This is a genomic window from Gordonia malaquae NBRC 108250 (assembly GCF_000344135.1).
GTDB classification, from domain to species: domain Bacteria; phylum Actinomycetota; class Actinomycetes; order Mycobacteriales; family Mycobacteriaceae; genus Gordonia; species Gordonia malaquae.
Map to the genome: position 1 here is coordinate 20,282 of NZ_BAOP01000035.1, position 20,802 is coordinate 41,083.

The window sequence follows — 20,802 nt, forward strand, 5'->3', positions numbered from 1 at the left end:
ACTCACATGACCGGCCCGATGCGTCAGACGCCCGGATTGCCGACCCCGCCGAAGGGGTGGCCCGTAGGTTCGTACGACACCTACGAACAGGCTCAGCGCGCCGTCGACTATCTCTCCGACAACGAGTTCCAGGTGGAGAACCTGACGATCGTCGGTGTGGATCTTATGCAGGTCGAGCGGGTTCTGGGCCGTCTGAACTGGGGAAAGGTCGTCACCGGCGGACTGGTGTCGGGTGCGTGGCTCGGATTGTTCTTCGGCGCGCTGGTCGGCTTCTTCTCGCAGGGCGACAACGGCTGGACGCCGATCTTGTTCGGCGTGATCGCCGGCATGGTGTTCGGTCTGATCTCCGCGTCGATTCCGTACGCGGCGAGTCGTGGGCAGCGGGACTTCACTTCGACAATGCAGCTCGTGGCGGGCCGCTATGACGTCCTCTGCGACCCGAAGAAGGCAGAGCAGGCGCGCGACATGCTGGCAAGGCTCGCGATCTAGGACACCGCCGCGGTCGTGACCTGGCCGCTCACGACACGTCGACCGATGTGCGATGTGTCACTACCCCGTGCGATACCCTAAGGCGCACATCGGCTTTCAAAGCTGATTCTCAGGTGCGCGCACCTCGTGGTGTCACGAGGAGGTAGGAGGGTTTGCGGGACATGCGACCAGAGGAATCCTCCGGGGTCCGATTCGGTGGTCCACCACCGCGTCGTCGACGTCGGATGCGAACCAGGATGGGGGTCGCGTGTGTCGCGGCCGCCGCAGCGGTGACGCCGTTGCTCGCCGCGTGCGGCTCCGACTACGAGGCCGGCGTCATCAACATCTACGCTCCGGCAGACGGCTTCGACTTCATCAGTGAAGTGGCCGCCACGTGCAGCGCCGACTCGGGCGGCGAGTACCGCATCGAGCCGCACATGCTTCCCAAGGAAGCGGACATGCAGCGCCTCCAGTTGGCGCGACGCCTCGCGGGCAACGACTCGGGAATCGACCTGATGGCGATGGACGTCGTGTGGACCGCGGAGTTCGCCGACGCGGGATGGGCGGTTCCCGTGCCCGAAGAGATGACGGCCGACATCCGCGACCGCAACCTCGCCGGACCGCTCGCCACCGCGGAGTGGCAGGGTGTGTCGGACTCCGGCAAGCGGTTGTACGCGCTTCCGATCTGGGCCAACACCCAGCTCCTGTGGTTCCGGCCAGACGTCATGAAGGACACCTTCGGCGCCAAGCGGAAGGCCCCGACCACATGGCAGGGCATGCTCGACGACGCGGCCGAGATCGGCGCCAACGGCGGACCCACCCAGATCCTTCTGCAGGCCAAGCAGTACGAGGGCCTGATGGTGTGGTTCAACTCGCTCGTCCAGTCGGCAGGCGGCCAGATCCTCGACCCGGACGATCCGACGAAGGTCACGCTCACCGACACCCCCGAGCATCGAGCCGCGACGATCAAGGCGCTCACCACGATGCGCGACGTCGCCACCGCCAAGGGCGCCGACCCGTCGATCTCGAACTCGGACGAGGGCACAGCGCGTACCGGCATGGAAGCGGGCGACGGCGCCTTCGAGATCAACTGGCCGTTCGTCTTCGCAGGCATCCGTGAGAACGGAAGCAAGGGCGAGGCGAAGATCATGGGCGACACGATCACTCAGTTCGCCGACATCATCGCCGCTACCTCGGACGACCCGACCAACCCGGACATCGAGAAGGTCAACAACGTGGTCCGGAAGCGCTTCGATTTCGCCGCATTCCCCGGTATCGAGAAGGGACTCCAGGCGAAGGCGACACCCGGCGGCCTGAACATCGCGGTCGCATCGACCTCCAAGCAGCACGATCTCGCCTTCAAGGCCGCAAGTTGCCTGACGTCGGAGGACGCGCAGAAGATCTACGCGATCCGGGGCGGTACCCCGCCGACTCTGTCGTCGCTGTACGACGATCCGGACTTCAAGATCGCGTACCCGATGGGCGACCTGATCCGTGAGCAGCTCGACGAGGGCGCCGCGCCGCGTCCGGCGACGCCGCGCTACCAGGACATGTCGACGGCCATCACCGCGACGCTGAGCCCGGTGGGTCAGTGGGATCCCGAGAGCAAGGCCGATGAGTTGGCGAAGGTCGCTCAAGCCGCCATCGACGGAGAGGGGATCGTCCCGTGACCGACGACGACAACACTCACGGCCAGAACGCGGGCGGTTTGACGCCGCACGGAGACGGCCCGGACATGACGCCGGGGCGTCATGCCAGGCCCGAGGACCGCGTTCCAGAGCGACCCGTCGAACAGACCGGTCCCATTCCGACCGTGCACTCGGACGAGTGGGTGGCGCCCGGTGAACCGCCGGTCGAAACGGCTCAGACACACACCGTGACTCCGACCCCGCGAGAGCCCGCGAGCGACGTGCTGCCCCCGATGGAAGTCCGCCAGTCGCCTGACTCGTTCGGCTACGCGCCTCCCACGCCCGAACCGGAACCGGCGCCCGACACGGTGGTTCCCGAGCCGGGTCGAGCGGTGCTGGAGAAGGAGCCGCCCGCACCCGTTCTCGAGAAGCCCGCGGCGTTCGCGCCGGCGCCGGAGCGACACCGGGCGCCGGTTCCGGCAGGTGGATCGATGTCGATGTCGGACATCCTTGATGAGCATCCCGCTCCGCCGGCTCCGGCCGCGACGGCGACGGCGACCAAGGTCAAGACCACAGCGACCGGTCGTCGTTCGTCAGAGCGTCGCCTCGCACTGATCCTCGCCGGACCAGCCGCGCTGGTGATGCTGATCGTGACCGGATACCCGATCGTCTACTCGTTCTGGCTGTCGTTGACGTCGGCGAACCTGCGTGAGCCCGGCAACGAGAAGTTCGTCGGTCTCGACAACTACGCGACCGTCTTGAGCAGCAACTACTGGTGGACCGCACTCTGGGTGACGCTCTACATCACGGTCATCTCGGTGATCATCGAGTTCGTGCTCGGCATGGCGATCGCCCTGGTGATGCACCGTGCGATGTTCGGCAGGGGACTGGTCCGCACCGTCGTCCTGGTGCCGTACGGCATCGTCACCGTCGCTGCCGCGATCTCGTGGAAGTACGCGTGGACGCCCGGCACGGGTTATCTCGTGAACCTGCTGCCGGACGGGTCGACGCCGCTCACCGAGCAGTGGTCGGCACTGTCGGTGATCATCCTCGCCGAGGTGTGGAAGACCACGCCGTTCATGGCGCTGCTGCTCCTAGCGGGCCTCGCCCTGGTGCCCGACGACCTGCTCAAGGCCGCCCAGATGGACGGCGCCGGTCCGTGGACCAGGCTGATCAAGGTGATCCTGCCTCTGATGAAGCCAGCGATCCTCGTCGCGCTGCTGTTCCGCACCCTCGACGCGTTCCGCGTGTTCGACAACATATACGTGTTGACCTCGGGCAATCACGAGACCGGTTCGGTGTCGATGCTCGGGTACAACAACTTGTTCAAAGCGTTCAACCTCGGCATCGGGTCGGCGATCAGCGTGCTGATCTTCCTGTGTGTCGCACTGATCGCGGTTGTGTTCATCAAGGGGTTCGGCGCTTCGGCCCCGGGTTCCGACGACGAGGGGAGGTAGCGCGAGAATGAATGCTCTCAATCGTCGCCGCGCCGGATGGGTGATCGCGAACACGCTGGTCGTGTTGTACGCGGTGATTCCGCTGTGGTGGATCGTCAGTCTGTCGTTCAAGAGCACGGGAACCGTCACCGACGGCAACTTCATTCCGACCTCGTGGACGCTCGACAACTACCGCAACATCTTCGACACGAGTTTCTTCACGTCGAGTCTCATCAACTCGATCGGCATCGGCCTCATCGCCACGCTGATCGCTGTCGTCCTCGGCACGATGGCCGCGTACGCCATCGCGCGCCTGGAGTTCCCCGGCAAGAAGGTGCTCGTCGGCGCCGCACTCCTCATCGCGATGTTCCCGCAGATCTCGCTGGTGACGCCGCTGTTCAACATCGAGCGTCGCCTCGGCCTGTTCGACACCTGGCCGGGCCTGATTCTGCCGTACGTCGCGTTTGCACTGCCACTGGCCATCTACATCCTGTCGGCGTTCTTCCGCGAGATCCCGTGGGAGCTGGAGAAGGCCGCCCAAATGGACGGTGCGACCCCTGCCCAGGCATTCCGTCGGGTGATCCTGCCCCTCGCGACGCCCGGCGTCGTGACCGCAGCGATCCTCGTGTTCGTGTTCGCCTGGAACGACCTGCTCCTGGCGCTGTCGTTGACGTCGACCGAACGGGCACAGACCGCGCCCGTCGCGATCGCCAACTTCACCGGTGTCAGTCAGTTCGAGGAACCCACTGGCGCCATCGCGGCCGCGGCCGTTGTCATCACCATTCCGATCATCATCTTCGTGCTCTTCTTCCAACGCCGTATCGTGGCCGGGCTCACCTCCGGCGCCGTGAAGGGATAACCCATGGCCGACATCGTTCTGGACAACGTTTCCAAGCAGTACCCGGACGGCTCGATCGCCGTGCACGGCATCGACCTGCAGATCAACGACGGCGAGTTCATCATCCTGGTGGGACCGTCAGGTTGCGGGAAGTCGACGACGCTCAACATGATCGCCGGTCTCGAGGACATCACCGGCGGTGAGCTCCGCATCGGCGGGCAGCGGATGAACGAGACCGCCCCGAAAGACCGAGACATCGCGATGGTGTTCCAGAGCTACGCGCTGTACCCGCACCTCACCGTGCGCGGCAACATCGCGTTCCCGCTGACGCTGGCGAAGGCGCCGAAGGAGGAGATCGACGCCAAGGTGAACGAGGCGGCACGAATCCTAGACCTCACCGAGTTCCTCGACAAGAAGCCGGGCAACCTGTCCGGCGGCCAGCGGCAGCGCGTCGCGATGGGCCGTGCCATCGTGCGATCGCCGAAGGCGTTTCTCATGGACGAGCCGCTGTCGAACCTCGACGCGAAGCTGCGCGTGCAGATGCGCACCGAGATCGCGAGTCTGCAGGCCCGACTCGGCACGACCACCGTGTATGTGACACACGATCAGACCGAGGCCATGACCCTCGGTGACCGCGTCGTCGTCATGAGCAACGGCTACGTCCAGCAGGTCGGTGCTCCTCAGGAGCTGTACGACCGTCCCGCGAACCTGTTCGTCGCAGGCTTCATCGGTTCGCCCGCGATGAACTTCATCCCGGGTCGGCTGTCGGGCACCGGTGCCGACACCGCCATCGGACGCATCGAACTGCCTGATCACGCTGAAGTGACTGCGCGTGCGCGACAGGCGGGCAGTAACGGTGAAGTGCTCCTCGGCATTCGTCCGGAGCATCTCGTCGACGCCAGCCTCACCCATCCCGCCGAACTGGCGAACTTCCTTCCGTTCGACATCACTGTCGACCTGGTGGAATCGATGGGCTCGGACAAGTACGTGTACTTCAGCCTGAACGCTCCGGACACGGCGAACGCCGTCCTGTCGCAACTGGCCGAAGAACTCGGTTCGACGACGGCCGGTGGACAGAAGGTCGCACGTCTTGCGCCGTACACGCAGGCGGTTCGCGGCGGCGCTCTGCGCCTCGCCCTGAACATCGAACGACTCCACGTGTTCGACACGGCGAGCGGCGTGACCCTCCGCTGATCCCGAAATCTTTCGGTTCCTCGAGCGCAGTCGAGAGGCCTCGCCCCACCCGTGATTCACTGGTGGGGTGAGTTCTTCTTCGGGGTCGGTCGCCGATCGGGTGGTGGCGCACGTGTCCAGCAGTGTCGGTTCGGAACCGCAACGGGCGTCGGTCACCTTCCTCGGCGTCGAGCCGATCGATGTTCTCCGTTTTGTCGACGGCGAAGACCTGGTTTTCGTGACTGTCGGTTGTTCTCGCCATCCGATGCACGATCCGAACGACTTCGCGCCTGATCCAGTCCGAGGACCGAGGGCGGAGGCGATCGTCCGAATGAACGCGGTGTCGGCGCTTCCCGGCCTCCACAAGTCTCTTGCCATGCTCGCGGCGGCGCCTGCCGTCGAAGGGCTGATTCTGGCCGAGGATTCGCTCGTCGACCTGCAGGAACCGCTGTGGGCGGGAGCGATTTGCTCCGCATTCCTCCTGACCGCCGACGATGTGATCGCCGACCTCCCGCTCGACGACCCCGCCGAACCGGTCCACTTCCTGCGCGCTGTTCCGATCACGGCGAACGAAGCGGCATGGGTCCGTCTCAAGGGCGCGGATGCTCTGCGAGACGCCTGGGCGGAAGCGGGGGTCGACATCGCCGACCCCACCCGCTCCGCCGTCACTCCGTCCTGACACCCGTCCTAGACGACCTGGCAGAAAAGTAACACCGGGGTGCGTTTCGTACACCACCCTTATGTGACTTTTGCGGCACAACGTTCATACCGCGGTGGCAAGGGCCTGGTCGGCGTGAGTCAGAGCCAGTGGCTCTTGCGGAGAAGGCGCCAGACGAAGATGCAGACGGTGACGATGAACAGCAGGACGATCGGGTAGCTGTACTCCCAATGCAGCTCCGGCATGAAGTCGAAGTTCATGCCGTAGATGCCTGCGACGGCGGTGGGGACCGCGGCGATCGCCGCCCACGACGAGATCTTGCGCATGTCGCTGTTCTGCTGGATGCCGACCTTCGTGGCGGCGGCGTTGAGCAGCGTGGTGAGGCGCTCGTCGTACTCGGCGATCAGGTCGGTCGCGGTGGTGAGGTGATCGGCCACGTCGCGGAAATGACGTCGGATCTCCTTCTCGTCCGACGACAGGTTGTTCTGCTCGAACCGGATCGGGGATACGTCGAGAGTGTCCTTGTGCCCGGACAGTCTCGCCATCGGAATCCCCAACGGAAACACCGCCCGACGGAGCTCGAGCACCTCGCGCTTGAACAGGTAGACGACGTTGATGTCCAGATTGTTGGCCGATGACGAGAACACCCGCTCCTCGATCTCGTCGACGTCCGACTCCATCTCCGAGGCGACTGCGAGGTAACTGTCGACCACCCGGTCGGCCACAGCGTGGACGACGGCGGCCGGGCCGAGCTTCAGATGGTCCGGCTGATGCTCGAGGCGTTGTCGGACGCCGGTGAGATGCGTGTGATCGCCGTGGCGGACGGTGATGACGAAGTCGCGGCTCGCGAGCACCATGATCTCGCCGGACTCGACGATGTCGTTCGCCACCTCGATGGATTCGTGCTCCACGTAGCTGATCGAGCGCAACACCAGGAAGACGGTGTCGTCGTACAACTCGAGCTTGGGGCGCTGATGTGCGTGGACGGCGTCCTCGACCATGAGCGGGTGCAGTCCGAACGCTTCGGCGACATCGTTCATCTGGCGCTCGTCCGGCTCGTGCAGACCGAGCCACACGAAGCCCTTGCCTGCTTCGCGCACCACGGACAGGGCGTGACGGAAGTCCTGCGAACAGTCCTGCCGGACACCGTCGACGTAGACGCCGCAGTCGACGACCGCGCGCGCAGCAGGGACTGGCGGCGTCACCGGCCCGGGCCGTCCCGGACCCCGACTGCCGGGCTGCAACATACGAGGCATCGAAGGCACTCGGGTGATGATACCGACGCGAGGTGCTCTTCGCCTTTACACTCAGTCAGTGTTCGATGTCTCTGTTTACACCGCTACGGCGATCACTCTGATCGTCATCATGGACCCGCCGGGTCAGGTCCCCGTGTTCCTGTCGCTGGTCGGCAGGCGGGACGAGGCGTACCGGCGGCGGGCGGCCTGGCAGGCGCCGCTGGTGTCGCTGTTCGTGGTGTCGGTGTTCGCCGTCGGCGGCAAGGCCATCCTGGGCTACCTCCACATCGGGATCCCCGCGCTGCAGGGAGCGGGCGGACTGCTTCTGCTGCTCGTCGCGCTTCAGCTTCTGACCGGCACCGGCGAACCGCCGACCGGAAAAGCGACCGAGGACGTCAACGTCGCGATCGTTCCGCTGGGAACTCCGTTGCTCGCGGGTCCGGGCACCATCGCGGCGGTGATCGTCGCGGTGAGTGAAGGGCACGGCGACGCCGGGGCATACCTCGCGATCGCCGCAGCCATCGTCACCGCGCACGCGGTGGTGTGCCTGGCGTTGCTCTACTCGACGACGGTGGTCCGAGTCCTCAAGATCAGCGGCATCACGCTCCTCGCGAAGATCGCAGGTCTCCTGCTTGCGGCCATCGCCGTCCAACTGATCGCGACGTCGGTGATCGGCTTCGCCGCCACCGGGTGAACGTCGACTAACGTTGGCTGCGATGCGCACTCAACGACGAATCCTGACGGCTCTCCTGTCGAGCGTTCTCGCAGCCGTCCTGCTCACCGCGTGCTCCGATGAGGAGACAGCGTTTGTCGTCGGGCACGACGGAACTCCGGAGATGCAGGTCGCGGCGGCGGTGTACGCCGGTGCACTCGCTCGGACCGGCGTCGCGGTGGACTCCCGCGACCGAGGAGAGTCGCAGCCGCGGCTCCTCGACGCCGTCGCATCGGGCGACCTCGGCCTTTTCCCCGCATTCACCGGCAGCCTCCTGGAAGAACTGACTCCGAAGCCGACCGCGGTGACGTCGGAGGACGTGCTCGCCGATGTGAACCGATCACTTCCACAGCAGGTGTCCATCGGCGACCCGGCACTGGTGAGCAACCGATGGCAGGTGCTCGCGCGGACTGACGACATCGAACGCCGGGGAGTGAAAGACCTTGCCGATTGTGGTCGTTTCGGCCGTGAAGACGCGGCACTGGTGGTGACGGCCAACCCGCCGGTCTCGGTGCGGGAGGCCGTCGCGCCTTGTCACACGTTGGCGGTGGCTTCCGTCGGCTCCGCGGACGAATTGGTGGCCAAGGTGCGGGCGGGCGGTGCGTTCGGTCTGACGACGGCCATCGACCTCGCCACCGTGGAGGACCTCACCGACGTGCAGGCGATTCCCTCGAAGGGCGCCCCGATCGCACAGGATCTCGTACCGGTGTTCGCGAGTGGTCTTCTGGGGAAGCCACAGCTCAAAGCGCTGAGCAGAGTGGCCGGTGAACTGACGACCGCGGACCTCGCGCAGATGGTGCGCGAGGTCCGCGGTGGATCGTCTCCGCGTGCGGTCGCCGGCCAATGGCTGGCGACGCACAGCGTGTGATTTCTACTTCGTGAGCTTGGCCAGGCCCCAGCCGGTGAGCCGGGCGCTGATGCCCTGGTACTTCGAGGCGACCAGTCGAACGCTCAAGTCGAGGATCTTGGCGTCGGCGCCGACGAGCACACGGGCCTGATTGCGCTCGACACCCTTGATGATGACCGCCGCGGCCTTCTCCGACGTCATGCGCGCGAGATACTTGTCGAACAGTTCCGCGGTGGCCTTCTGATCGTGGTCGCCCGACGTGGTCGCGTTGCGGGCGATCGCCGTCTTGATGCCGCCCGGGTGCACACAGGTCACCTTGACCGGGTGCTTCGCGATGATCATCTCCTGGTTGAGCGCCTCGGTGAAGCCGCGAACCGCGAACTTCGCCGAGTTGTAGGCAGCCTGACCGGGTTCGGACAGCAGACCGAAGAGCGACGACGTGTTGACGATGTGGCCGTCGCCCGACGCGATGATGTAGGGCAGGAACGCCTTGGTGCCGTTGACGACGCCCCAGTAGTCGATGTCCATGACACGCTCGATGTCCTTGAACTCCGTGTGCTCCACCTCGCCGTGATGGGCGATGCCTGCGTTGTTGAAGATGACGTTCACGGTGCCGAAGTGTGCGGCGACCGTGTCGGCGTAGGTGAGGACCGCTTCGCGCTCGGCGACGTTCAGGAGCTGCGAGTGCACCTCGGCGCCCGCGTCCTTGACGAGACGCTCGGTCTCGGCGAGTCCGGCGGGGTCGACGTCGGAGATGGCGATCTTGGCGCCGCGCTTGGCGAGCTGCACGGCCAGGTCGCGGCCCATGCCCGATCCTGCGCCGGTGATGACGATGACCTTGTTGCGGAAGTCTTTCACTGATGTCTCGATTCGAGTCGTAGGAAGTAGGTCGGTCAGGCGCCGGTCGCGGCGGCCTCGGCGGTCTCGACGCGCGGAGCCGACGTCACGTCGTACGCCGCGATGTCGAACTCGCGGGTCTTGTTCCGGAAGGTGAACGTGAAGCCCGGCCACAGCGAGGTGACGTTGCCGTTGACGTCCTTGTACCAGGATGCGCAGCCGCCGTTGACCCACACGCTGGTGCGCATGGTCTTCTGCAGATCGGCGTTGTACCGGTCCTGTGCCTCCTTCTTGACGTCGGTGCGGATGACGCCCGCGGCCGTCGTCTTGCGGACGTAGTCGACGAGGTAATTGAGCTGCGACTCGATCATGTAGACCATCGAGGTGTGGCCGAGGCCGGTCGACGGTCCGACCAACAGCATCAGGTTGGGGAAGCCGTGGACGAACGACCCCTTGTAGCCCTGCATGCCGTCCTTCTCCCAGACCTGCGCGAGGCTCTTGCCGCCGACACCGCGGATGGTGGCGAAAGCGGGGGAGTCGGTGACGTGGAATCCGGTGGCGACCACGATCACGTCGACGTCGCGGACGGTGCCGTCTTTCGTGACGATGCCGGTCTTGGTGACCTTGTCGATCCCGTCGGTGACGAGGCTGACGTTCGGCCGGTCGAGCGTCGGGTACCAGTCGTTCGACTTCAGGATCCGCTTGCAGCCGACGGCGAACTCCGGCGTGACCGCTTCACGGAGCTTCGGGTCGCGGATGCCGCGGAAGATGTTGCCCTTGCAGATCAACTCGACGGGCTTGAGGGCCTTCGGCGCCCACGTCATGCCTGCGGCGACGGTCTCGCTCGCGGTGTAGATGGTGCCGCGGATGGCCGACTGCAGGCCGGGGACGTTCTTGAACGCCCAGTTCTCGACGGGCAGATACGGGCGCTCATTGCGGGGGATGATCCACGGCGCGGTGCGCTGGTACACGTCGAGCTGCCCAGCGATCTTGCCGAGCTGGGGGACCACCTGGATGGCCGACGCGCCGGTGCCGATGACGGCGATGCGCTTGCCCGCGAAGTCGTAGTCCTCGTCCCACTGCGCGGTGTGGACGATCTTGCCGCCGAAGCTCTTGAGGCCGTCGATGTCGGGGAGGTTGGGCTCGCACAGCGGGCCGATGCCGCCGACCATGGTGCGTGCGCGGACGGTGATCTTCTTGCCGTTGCGCTTGCCCTGGATGATCCAGCGCGCTTCGTCCTCGTTCCAATCGGCGCCCGTGACGTCGGTTCCGAACCAGGCCTTGTCGGCGATCTTGTGCTCGTCGGCGACCGCGTTGATGTAGCGGTGGATCTCCGGCTGGTGCGAGTACGACCGCGTCCAGCCGGGGTTCTGGGCGAACGAGTACGAGTACAGGTGCGACGGCACGTCGCAGGCGGCGCCGGGGTACACGTTGTCGCGCCACGTTCCGCCGAAGTCGCTGCCGCGGTCGAGGACCACGTAGTCGTCGGAGCCGGCCTGCGCGAGCTTGATCGCTGCACCGAGGCCGGAGAAGCCTGCGCCGACGATCGCGATCTCTACATCATGCGTTGTCATGGTCACCACCATAGGGCGGTGTTGAATCGGAGTCAATAGCCAATTGAATCTTGGTCAACAGTCGCCTAGGGTCGAGGGCATGACCGCATCGAGGACACGTATGAGCCCGGACGCCCGGCGTCGTCAGTTCATCGATCTCGGCGTTCAGATGGCACGCGAGCAACCGTTGGACACGGTCACGATCGAGGCAGTCGCCGATGCGGCAGGCGTGTCGAAAGGCCTGCTCTTCCACTATTTCGAGTCGAAGGCAGACTTCCATCTCGCGGTGGTTCGCGAACAGGCGCAGGAGATGATCGACCGCACCGCGCCACGCGAAGACCTGACCGATCCGATCGAGATGCTCCAAGCGTCGGTCACCGCGTACGTCGACTACGTCACCGACATCGGCCAGGGTTTCATCGGTGTCATCCGCGGGTCGGGCAACTCGATCGCAGGCATCCGGGACGTCGCCGAGAGCACACGCCAGGTGATGTCCGAGCGGATTCTGACCCACGCTCCGGCCCTGGGCATCGAGCGGACTCCGGCGATCGAACTTGCCGTCGCAGGCTGGATCGCCTACGTCGAGGAGATGCTCGTCCGCTGGCTTGCCGACCCCGTCGTCGACCGCGAGACGCTGATCGCGATGTTCGTCGGAGCGCTGCCTGCCCTCGCCGGCATGACCGCGATGGTGGCGTCGGCCTAGGCCTGCTTCATCTCGCCCCACCTGCCTCAACTGCACTCACCTGCCTGAGCGCAGGCAGGTAGGACGCAATGAAGCAGGTAGGAGCGAGCTGAGGCAGGTAGGTGCCGCATGAGACTGCGGTGCGTCGGTGCGCCCCTCGACTGCGCTCGGGGATCAGAGGGGAGCGCTCGGGGACCTGAGGGGAGCGTCGGAAACGACAACGCCCGACCCGTCGAGAGACGGGTCGGGCGTTGGGTCGATCAGGCTTACTCGAAGGCCTTGTCGATGATCTCTGCCTGCTCGACGGCGTGCACCTTGCTCGAGCCCGACGACGGGGCCGACATCGGACGCCGCGAGATGCGGCGCAGACCCGACAGCAGCTCGGGAAGGAGCTCGGGCAGCCAGAGACCGAGGAACGGCCACGGGCCCTGATTGGCGGGCTCTTCCTGGACCCACACGAAGTCGTTCGCGTTCGGGTACTGCTCCAGGGTGCGGGCCAGTCGGCGGTGAGGCACCGGGTACAGCTGCTCGACGCGGACGATCGCGACGTCGTCGCGGCCGTCCTTCTCGGCGCGGGCGGCGAGTTCGTAGTAGAGCTTGCCGCTCACGAGCTGCACGCGCCGCACCTTCGAGCGGTCGCCGCCGTTTTTGGCGAAGCGCGGGTCATCGATCACCGACTGGAACTTGCCGTCGGTGAAGTCCTCGATCGGGGAGACCGCGGCCTTGTTGCGCAGCATCGACTTCGGCGTGAACACGACCAGCGGACGGCTGATGCCGTCGTGGACGTGGCGACGCAGGAGGTGGAAATAGCTGGCGGGCGTCGACGGCAGCGCGACGGTCATCGAACCCTCGGCACAGAGCTGCAGGAAGCGCTCGATACGACCCGACGTGTGGTCCGGGCCCTGGCCCTCGTGGCCGTGCGGCAGCAGCAGCACGACATCGGACCGCTGGCCCCACTTGGCCTCGCCGGAGCTGATGAACTCGTCGATGATCGACTGCGCGCCGTTGACGAAGTCGCCGAACTGCGCCTCCCACAGGACGAGGGCGTCCGGGTTCGCGACGGCGTAGCCGTACTCGAAGCCGAGGACTGCGTATTCCGACAGCGGGGAGTCGTACACGAGGAAACGGCCGGGGCCGTCCACGCCGAGGTGGTTCAGCGGCGTGTACTCCGAGCCGTTGTCCCGGTCGATGAGGACCGAGTGACGCTGCGTGAAGGTGCCGCGCCGCGAGTCCTGGCCGGACAGGCGGACGGTGGTGCCCTCCTGCACGAGCGAACCGAACGCCATCAACTCGGCGAACGACCAGTCGACGTCACCCTTGGTCGGCATCTCGTGGCGACGCTTGATGACGGGCTTGACGCGCGGGTGCGGAGTGAAGTCCTCGGGCAGATTGACGAACGCGTCGCCGATCTGCTGGAGGCGCTCCTGCGGCACCGACGTCACGAGCTTGGTGCGGAGCTTCTGGTCGCCCTCGACGGACGGCGACGCCTCCGGAGTGAAGCGCTCGAGCTCCTTGACCTCGACGAACACTCGCTCCAGCTGGCCCTGGTAGTCGCGCAGCGCGTCCTCGGCCTCCTTCGTCGAGATGTCGCCACGGCCGATGAGAGCTTCGGTGTAGCTCTTGCGCACACCGCGGATGTTGTCGATCACGTCGTACATCGCGGGCTGCGTCATCGACGGGTCGTCGCCCTCGTTGTGGCCGCGGCGGCGGTAGCAGACGAGGTCGATGACGACGTCGCGGTTGAACGCCTCGCGGTAGTCGACAGCCAGCTTGGCGGCCCAGACGCAGGCCTCCGGGTCGTCGCCGTTCACGTGGAAGACCGGCGCACCGATCATCTTCGCGACATCGGTGCAGTACTGCGTGGAGCGCGAGTACTCCGGTGCGGTGGTGAAGCCGACCTGGTTGTTGACCACGATGTGGACGGTGCCGCCGGTGCGGTAGCCGTTCAGCATCGACATGTTCAAGGTCTCGGGCACCACGCCCTGGCCGGCGAAAGCGGCGTCGCCGTGCAGCATCAGAGGCAGGATGGCGAAGTTGTGGTCTTCGCCGAGCAGGTCCTGCTTCGCGCGGACGATGCCTTCGAGCACAGGGTCGACGGCTTCGAGGTGACTGGGGTTGGCGGTCAGCGAGACGTTGATCTCGTTGTCGCCGAACATCTGGTAGTACTTGCCCTCGGCGCCGAGGTGGTACTTCACGTCGCCCGAGCCGTGCGACTGCGCCTCGCCGAGGTTGCCCTCGAACTCGGTGAAGATCTTCGAGTACGGCTTGCCGACGATGTTCGCCAGGACGTTCAGGCGACCGCGGTGCGGCATGCCGATGACGACTTCCTGCACGTTGTGGTCGGCGGAGCGGTCGATGACGGCGTCCATCATCGGGATGACGGTCTCGGCGCCTTCGAGAGAGAAGCGCTTCTGGCCGACGTACTTGGTCGCGAGGAACGTCTCGAACGCCTCTGCGGCGTTGAGCTTGCTCAGGATGTACTTCTGCTCGGCCACCGGCGGCTTGACGTGCTTGATCTCAACACGTTCCTGCAGCCAGCGCTGCTGCTCGGGATCGAGGATGTGCGTGTACTCGACGCCGACGTGGCGGCAGTACGCGTCGCGCAGGATCGACAGGACGTCGCGCAGCTTCATCGTGTCCTGGCCGTGGAAACCGCCGACGGTGAACGACCGGTCGAGATCCCACAGGGTCAGGTTGTACGTGAGGACGTCGAGGTCCGGGTGCGCGGCGCGCGCGTCGCTGTCCATGGCCAGCGGGTCGGTGTCGGCCATGAGGTGACCGCGGCTGCGGTAGGCGGCGATGAGCTCGAGGACGCGGGTGTTCTTGTCGACGAGGCCTGCGGGGAGGTCACGACGCCAGCGGATCGGCTCGTACGGAATGTGCAGCGACGTGAAGATCTCGTCGTAGAACGCGTCGTCGATCAGCAGGTTGTGGATCGTGCGCAGGAAGTCGCCCGACTCGGCGCCCTGGATGATCCGGTGATCGTAGGTCGAGGTGAGCGTCATCAGCTTGCCGACGCCCATGGTGGCGAGCTGCTCCTCGCTCGAGCCCTGGAACTCGGCGGGGTACTCCATCGCGCCCGCGCCGATGATCGCGCCCTGTCCCGGCATGAGACGGGGGACCGAGTGCACGGTGCCGATGGTGCCGGGGTTGGTCAGCGAGACGGTGACGCCTGCGAAGTCGGCTGCGCCGAGCTTGCCGTCACGCGCGCGTCGGACGATGTCCTCGTATGCGGCGACGAACTGGGCGAAGTCCATCGTGTCGCATTCCTTGATGGCGGCGACGACGAGAGTGCGCTGACCGTTCTTGCCCGGCAGGTCGATGGCCAGGCCCAGGTTGGTGTGCGCGGGAGTGACGACGTTCGGCTTGCCGTCGATCTCCTCGAAATGGTTGTTCATGTTCGGGAACGCCTTGATCGCCTGGACGATCGCGTAACCGAGGATGTGGGTGAAGCTGATCTTGCCGCCGCGCGTGCGAGCGAGGTGGTTGTTGACGACGATGCGGTTGTCGATCATCGCCTTGGCCGGGACGGCGCGGACGCTCGTCGCGGTCGGGATCGTCAGCGACGACGTCATGTTGCGGACGATCGCAGCGGCTGGTCCGCGGAGGATCTTCGCCTCGTCGGTCGCATCATTGCTGGCGGGCTTGGCAGTCGACGCAGCGCGGCTCGTGCCGGACGCGGCCTTGGTGGCTGCGGCCTCACGGGCGGGTGCCGGGCGGGCAGGCGCAGCGGTGCGCTCCGGCTCTGCGTCCAGGGTGACCGGCTGCTTCGGCGGGACCGGAGCGGCCTGGGCTGCGGGCGCGGCAGCGGGGGCTGCGGGCGCCTTCGGCGCTGCGACGGCAGGAGCTGCGCCGTTCGAGGGGCTGTAGTTCTTCAGCAGGTCATGCCAGCTGGGATCCACAGAGTCGGGATTGGTCAGGAATCGCTGGTACATTTCTTCGACCAGCCATTCGTTCTGTCCGAAGTCGGACTCAGAAATCGAACTGCTCACAGCGTTGTCTCGCCTCAATTCACCCAGTGCTTTGTAGTCTCGCCGACGGGTTCGTGCAGTCTTGTGGACCGCTACGCGCCAGCCAATCCTCAACCCTACGCGGACCGCGTCGCCGCCGTAGTGTTCATCGTGACGTTCGCGCTGAATACAACTTTCATGTGGCGGAAATCATACGATCTCCGGCATCCCAGAGGCGGCGGTACGGCCCGTGAGCGCCGTACAGCTCGTCGTGAGCGCCGAACTCGACGATGCGGCCGTCGTCGACCACCGCGATGGCGTCCGCCCGGGCGGCGGTGCCGAGGCGATGCGCGACGATGACGGTGGTCCGCCGCCGGGCGAGGGCAGCCCCCGCGGCGAGCACATGGGCCTCCGTCGCCTGATCGAGTGTCGCGGTCGCTTCGTCGAGCAGAACCAGATCGGGTTCGACGATCTCGGCCCGCGCGAGCGCTATCAATTGCCGTTGGCCGGACGACAGACTCCGTCCGCGCTCGCTGACGGTGAACTCCATGCCGCCGGGCAGACCGGCGATCATCGTCGCCGCGCCGACTCGACGGGCCGCGTCGGCGATCTGTTCGCGAGTCGCGTCGGGTCGCCCGTAGGCGATGTTCTCGGCGACGGTGCCCGCGAACAGATGCGGCTCCTGCGGGACCACGCCGAGCCGTGATCGGTATCGGCGCAGAGTCACGTCGCGGAGGTCGCGGCCGTCGACGGCCACGGTCCCCGACGTCGGATCGTAGAAGCGGGCGAGCAACTTGACGACAGTCGACTTGCCTGCGCCCGTCGCCCCGACGAGTGCGAGCGAGGTGCCCGCGGGAATGTGCAGGTCGACGTCGGTGAGTGCATTGCGCGACGCTTCGTCGTATGCGAAGTCGACGCCGGTCAGACGCACATCGCCGTCGAAGGCGACCGGCCCGGTGTCGGCGACGTCGACGATCGACGACCTCGTGGTCACGAGGTCGCGGATTCGGCGCAGGCCCACGGCGGCCTGTTGATAACCGTCGAACACCTGGGTCAGTTGCTGAACCGGACCGAACAGCATCGCGAGGTACAGCACGAACGCGACGAGTGTTGCCGGATGCAGGTCGCCTCGTGCGATCTGGTGCGCGCCGACTCCGACGGCGATGGCCGTCGCGAGGTCCGCGCAGAACGTGATGAACGGAAAGTAGGTCGCGACAGCTCGTTGCGACCTCATGCGTGCCGAGTACCAGGCGTCCGACCGTGCGCCGAACGCCTCCGTTGCGACGGCGGCGTGACGGTATCCGCGTGTGGTGGACAGCCCGGCGATGTTCTCTTGGAAGTCGGCGTTGACTGCGGAGATCAACTCCCGCGCCCGGGTGTACGACGTTGACGAGATCCGGCGGAACACGATCGTTGCGACGATCAGGATCGGGAAGATCGGCAGCACGGCCAGGGCCACTCGCCAATCGGTCAGGAGCAGCGCGGCGAGGACGCCCCCGAGCGTCAGGACGGACACGACCGCCGACGACATGCCGGTCTGTAAGAACCCGGACAACGCGTCGACGTCGGTCGTCATGCGCGTCATGATGCGCCCGGAGAGTTCCCGCTCGTAGTAGTCCAGACCGAGCCGCTGCAGATGGGCGTAACTGCGCACGCGCAGCGAGAACAAGACACGTTCGCCCGCTCGCGCGGCGAGGATGGTGTTCATCCGTGACGCGACCCATGAGACGGCGATCAGCCCGAGGCCGACGGCTGTGACGGCGACGATCACCCCGGTGTCGTCGGCCGCCAGCACTCGCTGCGCCAACGTCGGGAACGCCAGGCCCACCAGGGTGTCGACACCGATCGTCACCACGACGGCGGCGAGCAGCACGCGAACCGGCCGAACGATCTGTCCGAGGCCGAACTCCGGCCGTTCCCGTCGGGCGGAGTCGACGTCGACGTTCGGTTCCTCGGTGGCCGGCGGAAGTGAAGCGAGCGCATCGGCCAGGGCAGGGGACGCGGCAGCGGTGCCGAGCACTCCGGCGGCACCGGTCTGGGCGACACCGGGCCACAGGCTCTCGAGCGTCTCCGGCGCCGCGGCGGCCTCATCGTCGGTCGTCGACATCAGGCGCGAGAACTCGGGACTGCGGGTGGCCAACTCTGCGGTGGTGCCGATGTCGACGATCCGACCGTGCGAGAGGACCGCCACGCGGTCTGCGATGGACAGCGTCGACGCGCGATGCGCCAGGACCAACATCGTCGAACCCTGCTCGCGGAGACGGCCGAGGATGCGTGACTCGGTTGCGGCGTCCACAGCGGACGTGGCGTCGTCGAGCACAAGGATCGGAGTGCGCGCGTGCAACGCCCGGGCCAGCGCCACCCGCTGTCGCTGGCCACCGGACAGCGTGAGCCCTCGTTCACCGACGCGAGTGTCGTATCCGTCGGTGAACGACTCCGCGAAGTCGGCGGCCGCGGCTCGAGCGGCCTCCTCGACGGCCGGACGGTTGAGATCGGCTCGGTCACCGAGGCCGATGTTCGCCGCGATCGAGTCGGAGTACAGGAACGGTTCGTCGTCGACCGCCGCGACAGCACTGTGGAGCACATCGGGAGCGAGGTCTGACACGTCGACGCGGCTGTCGGCTCCGACGATCGTCACGGTGCCCGACTGAGGTCGGTAGACGCCGCTGAGCAGATCGGCGAGGGTCGACTTTCCCGAGCCGGGCCCACCGATCACCGCGACGCATTCGCCGGGATCGATCGTCAACGACAGCCCGTCGAGGATGCGACGACGATCGTGAGCGAACGTCACGTCGTCGAATCGGATGCCCAGCGGGCCGCTCGGAAGTGAGCCGTGCGACGAGTACGCGTCGTCACGCGGATGGTCGATCACGTCGAACACTCGCGTGGCCGACGAGGCCGCGAGCTGAGCGTTCACGACCAGGTTGGTGAGAACGCGGGCGAGTCCGGTCATGGTCGCGAGGTAGGTGGAGAACGCCAGGAAGGTGCCCGCGGTGATATCGCCGCGGGCAGTGAGCCACCCGCCGAGGCCGATGACGCCGATCGTCCCGATCTGGGGAATCGACGTCATGGTCGGTGTGAACCACGCGGCGAGGCGCGCCGCACGCAGCTTCTTCCGATACAGCCGAGTGCCGAGGTCGGCGAGCCGATCGGTTGCTCGATCCTCTTGCCCGAAGCCCTTCACCACCCGGACGCCGGTGACCGTCTCCTCCACGTGGCTCGCGACGTCGGCGGCGGCCTGTTGCGCCGACCAGGTGGCGGCGAACATCCGCTTTCGGCTGACGTACACGAGAAGGACGAGCAGCGGGATCGTCCCGACCGCCACAAGAGTGAGGACAGGGGAAAGGAACGCCATGACGGCGAACGCGAGCACCGCTTGCACCGCACCGCCGATCGCCAGCGGAGTCATCGCGAGAAGTCCTTGCACCACCTGAAGGTCGCTGATCGACCGTGACACGATCTGACCCGTCCGGATGGTGTCCCGCGAGGGGCCGTCGAGGTGCAGCAGGGTGTCGAGGATCCGCCTCCGCAGGCGGTCCTGGACCCCGACTGCAAGCGCACCCGCAGTCATCCGTCGTCCGAACTGGCAGGCGTAGCGGATCACGGCTGCCGACACGAGCGCCACGACGATCGTGCTCAGCGCGATCGCCGGGGCGCCCGGGTCTCCGGTGGCGACGTCGATCGCGGCTTTGACCAGCAGCGGGGCCGCCAGATCGACGGCGACCGCCCCGAGCGTCACGGTCAGGGTTGCGGCGGCGAGACCGCGGCGTCGAACACATTCGGCGCCGAGTGACGCGATCCAGCCGCTCAGTTGGACCCCTGTGCGGTGTCTCGCGGGCTCGATGCCAGACGCTTGCGGCGCCCCGACGACGGCGTCGCCAGGCTGCCTTCGATGACGGAGGCGCCGTCGTGCCAGAAGGTCGGTGGAGTGCCGAACGCCTCGCGTGCGTTGCGGACCACCGCGCTGCCGAGTGCGCGGTTGCCGACACCGCCGATCACGGCACCGATGCCGCCGGGCAGCACCTTGCCGAACATCACCGGGGCCTTGCCGAGGGTGAACTTCTTGACGAAGCGGTTCGTGAGCGTCTTGTTGATCGTGGCAAGATTGACTCCGGGGATTCCGGGCACATTGAGCTGCGTCATCGCGGTCTTGCCCCGGGCGCCGATCGCCTTGCCGATCAGAGCGGTGCCCTCCTCGCCCAGCGCCACGCCTAACACCAGCATCCGTCGACGCTCGGTGTCGGCGGGGCTGATCCCGTGGACCTCCGCGATCGCGAGTGCGAGCAGCGCCGACGCCTCGATGAAGAAGACGGTCTCGGCCGACATCGCGCCGATCGCGGTCACCGTGCCGACACCCGGGACGGCGGCCGCGGCGCCGACGGCGCCACCCGACGCGGTCACGGTGTTGATGTACTGTTTCTCGAGCCGCCGGATGATCTGCTCGGGGGTCTCGTCGGGGTGGCGACGTCGAATGCTCGCCACGTACTTGGTGACCGCAGGTTGCTGGAGGCGCTGCGCCTTGTCGACGAGCGTGCTCACGACGAAGCCGGATGATTTTCCACGCGGCACCTCGACGGACCCGTCGAGCTGAGCCGAAGGTGCGGGAGCGAGCTGGGGAGCGGACTGCTTCTTACCGAACATGTCGTTTCTCCGTTCTGTGCGGCAGTTGGGCCGGCGGTTCGGAGCGAACCACCTTCGTTCAACCACGTCCTGACGCCATTATTCCCGTCCGTCGGGTGTCGGTGAACGGTGATAACCTTCACTGCTGTTCCGGCCGTACCACAG

Annotated in this window: 15 protein-coding genes; 9 read left to right on the top strand and 6 right to left on the bottom strand. The window is 66.4% G+C overall.

Annotated elements, in window-relative coordinates; genetic code table 11:
* Window positions 1-6 precede the first annotated feature (6 nt).
* From GM1_RS18135 to GM1_RS18160, 6 genes are all read left to right on the top strand, one after another.
* Window positions 7-489 (top strand): YflT domain-containing protein, encoded by a 483-nt coding sequence (locus GM1_RS18135; RefSeq protein WP_008381268.1) that lies wholly within the window; start codon window positions 7-9, stop codon window positions 487-489.
* A gap of 224 nt (window positions 490-713) precedes the next feature.
* The gene (locus tag GM1_RS18140) at window positions 714-2,138 is read left to right on the top strand and encodes an extracellular solute-binding protein (protein ID WP_040520638.1); all 1,425 of its coding nucleotides are present in this window, start codon (window positions 714-716) and stop codon (window positions 2,136-2,138) included.
* Window positions 2,135-3,553 (top strand): carbohydrate ABC transporter permease, encoded by a 1,419-nt coding sequence (locus GM1_RS18145; RefSeq protein ID WP_008381270.1) that lies wholly within the window; start codon window positions 2,135-2,137, stop codon window positions 3,551-3,553. The genes GM1_RS18140 and GM1_RS18145 overlap by 4 nt, the downstream gene beginning before the upstream one ends.
* A gap of 7 nt (window positions 3,554-3,560) precedes the next feature.
* Complete coding sequence (locus GM1_RS18150) at window positions 3,561-4,391, top strand: carbohydrate ABC transporter permease (RefSeq protein ID WP_008381271.1); 831 nt, start codon at window positions 3,561-3,563, stop codon at window positions 4,389-4,391.
* A 3-nt stretch (window positions 4,392-4,394) separates the two neighbouring features.
* On the top strand, window positions 4,395-5,564 hold the full coding sequence (locus tag GM1_RS18155) for an ABC transporter ATP-binding protein (RefSeq protein WP_008381281.1): 1,170 nt from the start codon (window positions 4,395-4,397) through the stop codon (window positions 5,562-5,564).
* Between the two features lie 67 nt (window positions 5,565-5,631).
* The gene (locus GM1_RS18160; RefSeq protein ID WP_040520640.1) at window positions 5,632-6,222 is read left to right on the top strand and encodes a suppressor of fused domain protein; all 591 of its coding nucleotides are present in this window, start codon (window positions 5,632-5,634) and stop codon (window positions 6,220-6,222) included.
* Between the two features lie 119 nt (window positions 6,223-6,341).
* Here GM1_RS18160 and GM1_RS18165 read toward each other — a convergent pair whose 3' ends face one another.
* A complete protein-coding gene (locus tag GM1_RS18165) occupies window positions 6,342-7,457 on the bottom strand; it encodes a magnesium and cobalt transport protein CorA (protein ID WP_169332800.1) in 1,116 nt (371 codons plus the stop codon).
* Window positions 7,458-7,473: 16 nt separating this feature from the next.
* On the opposite strand from GM1_RS18165, the gene GM1_RS18170 reads away from it, so the two are divergent.
* Both GM1_RS18170 and GM1_RS18175 read left to right on the top strand, forming a co-directional pair.
* Window positions 7,474-8,130 carry a MarC family protein gene (locus GM1_RS18170; RefSeq protein WP_052005470.1) on the top strand — a complete coding sequence of 219 codons (657 nt, stop codon included), beginning with the start codon at window positions 7,474-7,476 and terminating at the stop codon, window positions 8,128-8,130.
* Window positions 8,131-8,152: 22 nt separating this feature from the next.
* Entirely contained in the window at window positions 8,153-9,016 is an 864-nt protein-coding gene (locus GM1_RS18175) for a glycine betaine ABC transporter substrate-binding protein (protein WP_052005471.1), read from the top strand.
* 3 nt (window positions 9,017-9,019) lie between these two features.
* On the opposite strand, the gene GM1_RS18180 is transcribed toward GM1_RS18175, so the two are convergent.
* Both GM1_RS18180 and GM1_RS18185 read right to left on the bottom strand, forming a co-directional pair.
* Window positions 9,020-9,853, bottom strand: a complete 834-nt coding sequence (locus tag GM1_RS18180) for an SDR family NAD(P)-dependent oxidoreductase (RefSeq protein WP_008381290.1) — start codon at window positions 9,851-9,853, stop codon at window positions 9,020-9,022.
* A gap of 35 nt (window positions 9,854-9,888) precedes the next feature.
* The gene (locus tag GM1_RS18185) at window positions 9,889-11,406 is read right to left on the bottom strand and encodes a flavin-containing monooxygenase (protein ID WP_008381292.1); all 1,518 of its coding nucleotides are present in this window, start codon (window positions 11,404-11,406) and stop codon (window positions 9,889-9,891) included.
* 79 nt (window positions 11,407-11,485) lie between these two features.
* Between GM1_RS18185 and GM1_RS18190 the strand changes: the two genes are divergently transcribed.
* Complete coding sequence (locus GM1_RS18190) at window positions 11,486-12,088, top strand: TetR/AcrR family transcriptional regulator (protein WP_052005472.1); 603 nt, start codon at window positions 11,486-11,488, stop codon at window positions 12,086-12,088.
* A gap of 245 nt (window positions 12,089-12,333) precedes the next feature.
* Here the strand turns inward: GM1_RS18190 and GM1_RS18195 are convergent, their stop codons facing one another.
* The 3 genes from GM1_RS18195 to GM1_RS18205 all read right to left on the bottom strand — a co-directional run bounded on the left by GM1_RS18195 (window position 12,334) and on the right by GM1_RS18205 (window position 20,658).
* Window positions 12,334-16,059, bottom strand: a complete 3,726-nt coding sequence (locus GM1_RS18195) for a multifunctional oxoglutarate decarboxylase/oxoglutarate dehydrogenase thiamine pyrophosphate-binding subunit/dihydrolipoyllysine-residue succinyltransferase subunit (protein WP_008381295.1) — start codon at window positions 16,057-16,059, stop codon at window positions 12,334-12,336.
* Between the two features lie 154 nt (window positions 16,060-16,213).
* Complete coding sequence (locus GM1_RS18200; protein ID WP_157436175.1) at window positions 16,214-19,828, bottom strand: ABC transporter ATP-binding protein; 3,615 nt, start codon at window positions 19,826-19,828, stop codon at window positions 16,214-16,216.
* The gene (locus GM1_RS18205) at window positions 19,825-20,658 is read right to left on the bottom strand and encodes a hypothetical protein (RefSeq protein WP_008381297.1); all 834 of its coding nucleotides are present in this window, start codon (window positions 20,656-20,658) and stop codon (window positions 19,825-19,827) included. Before GM1_RS18205 ends, GM1_RS18200 begins: the two co-directional genes overlap by 4 nt.
* Window positions 20,659-20,802 lie beyond the last annotated feature (144 nt).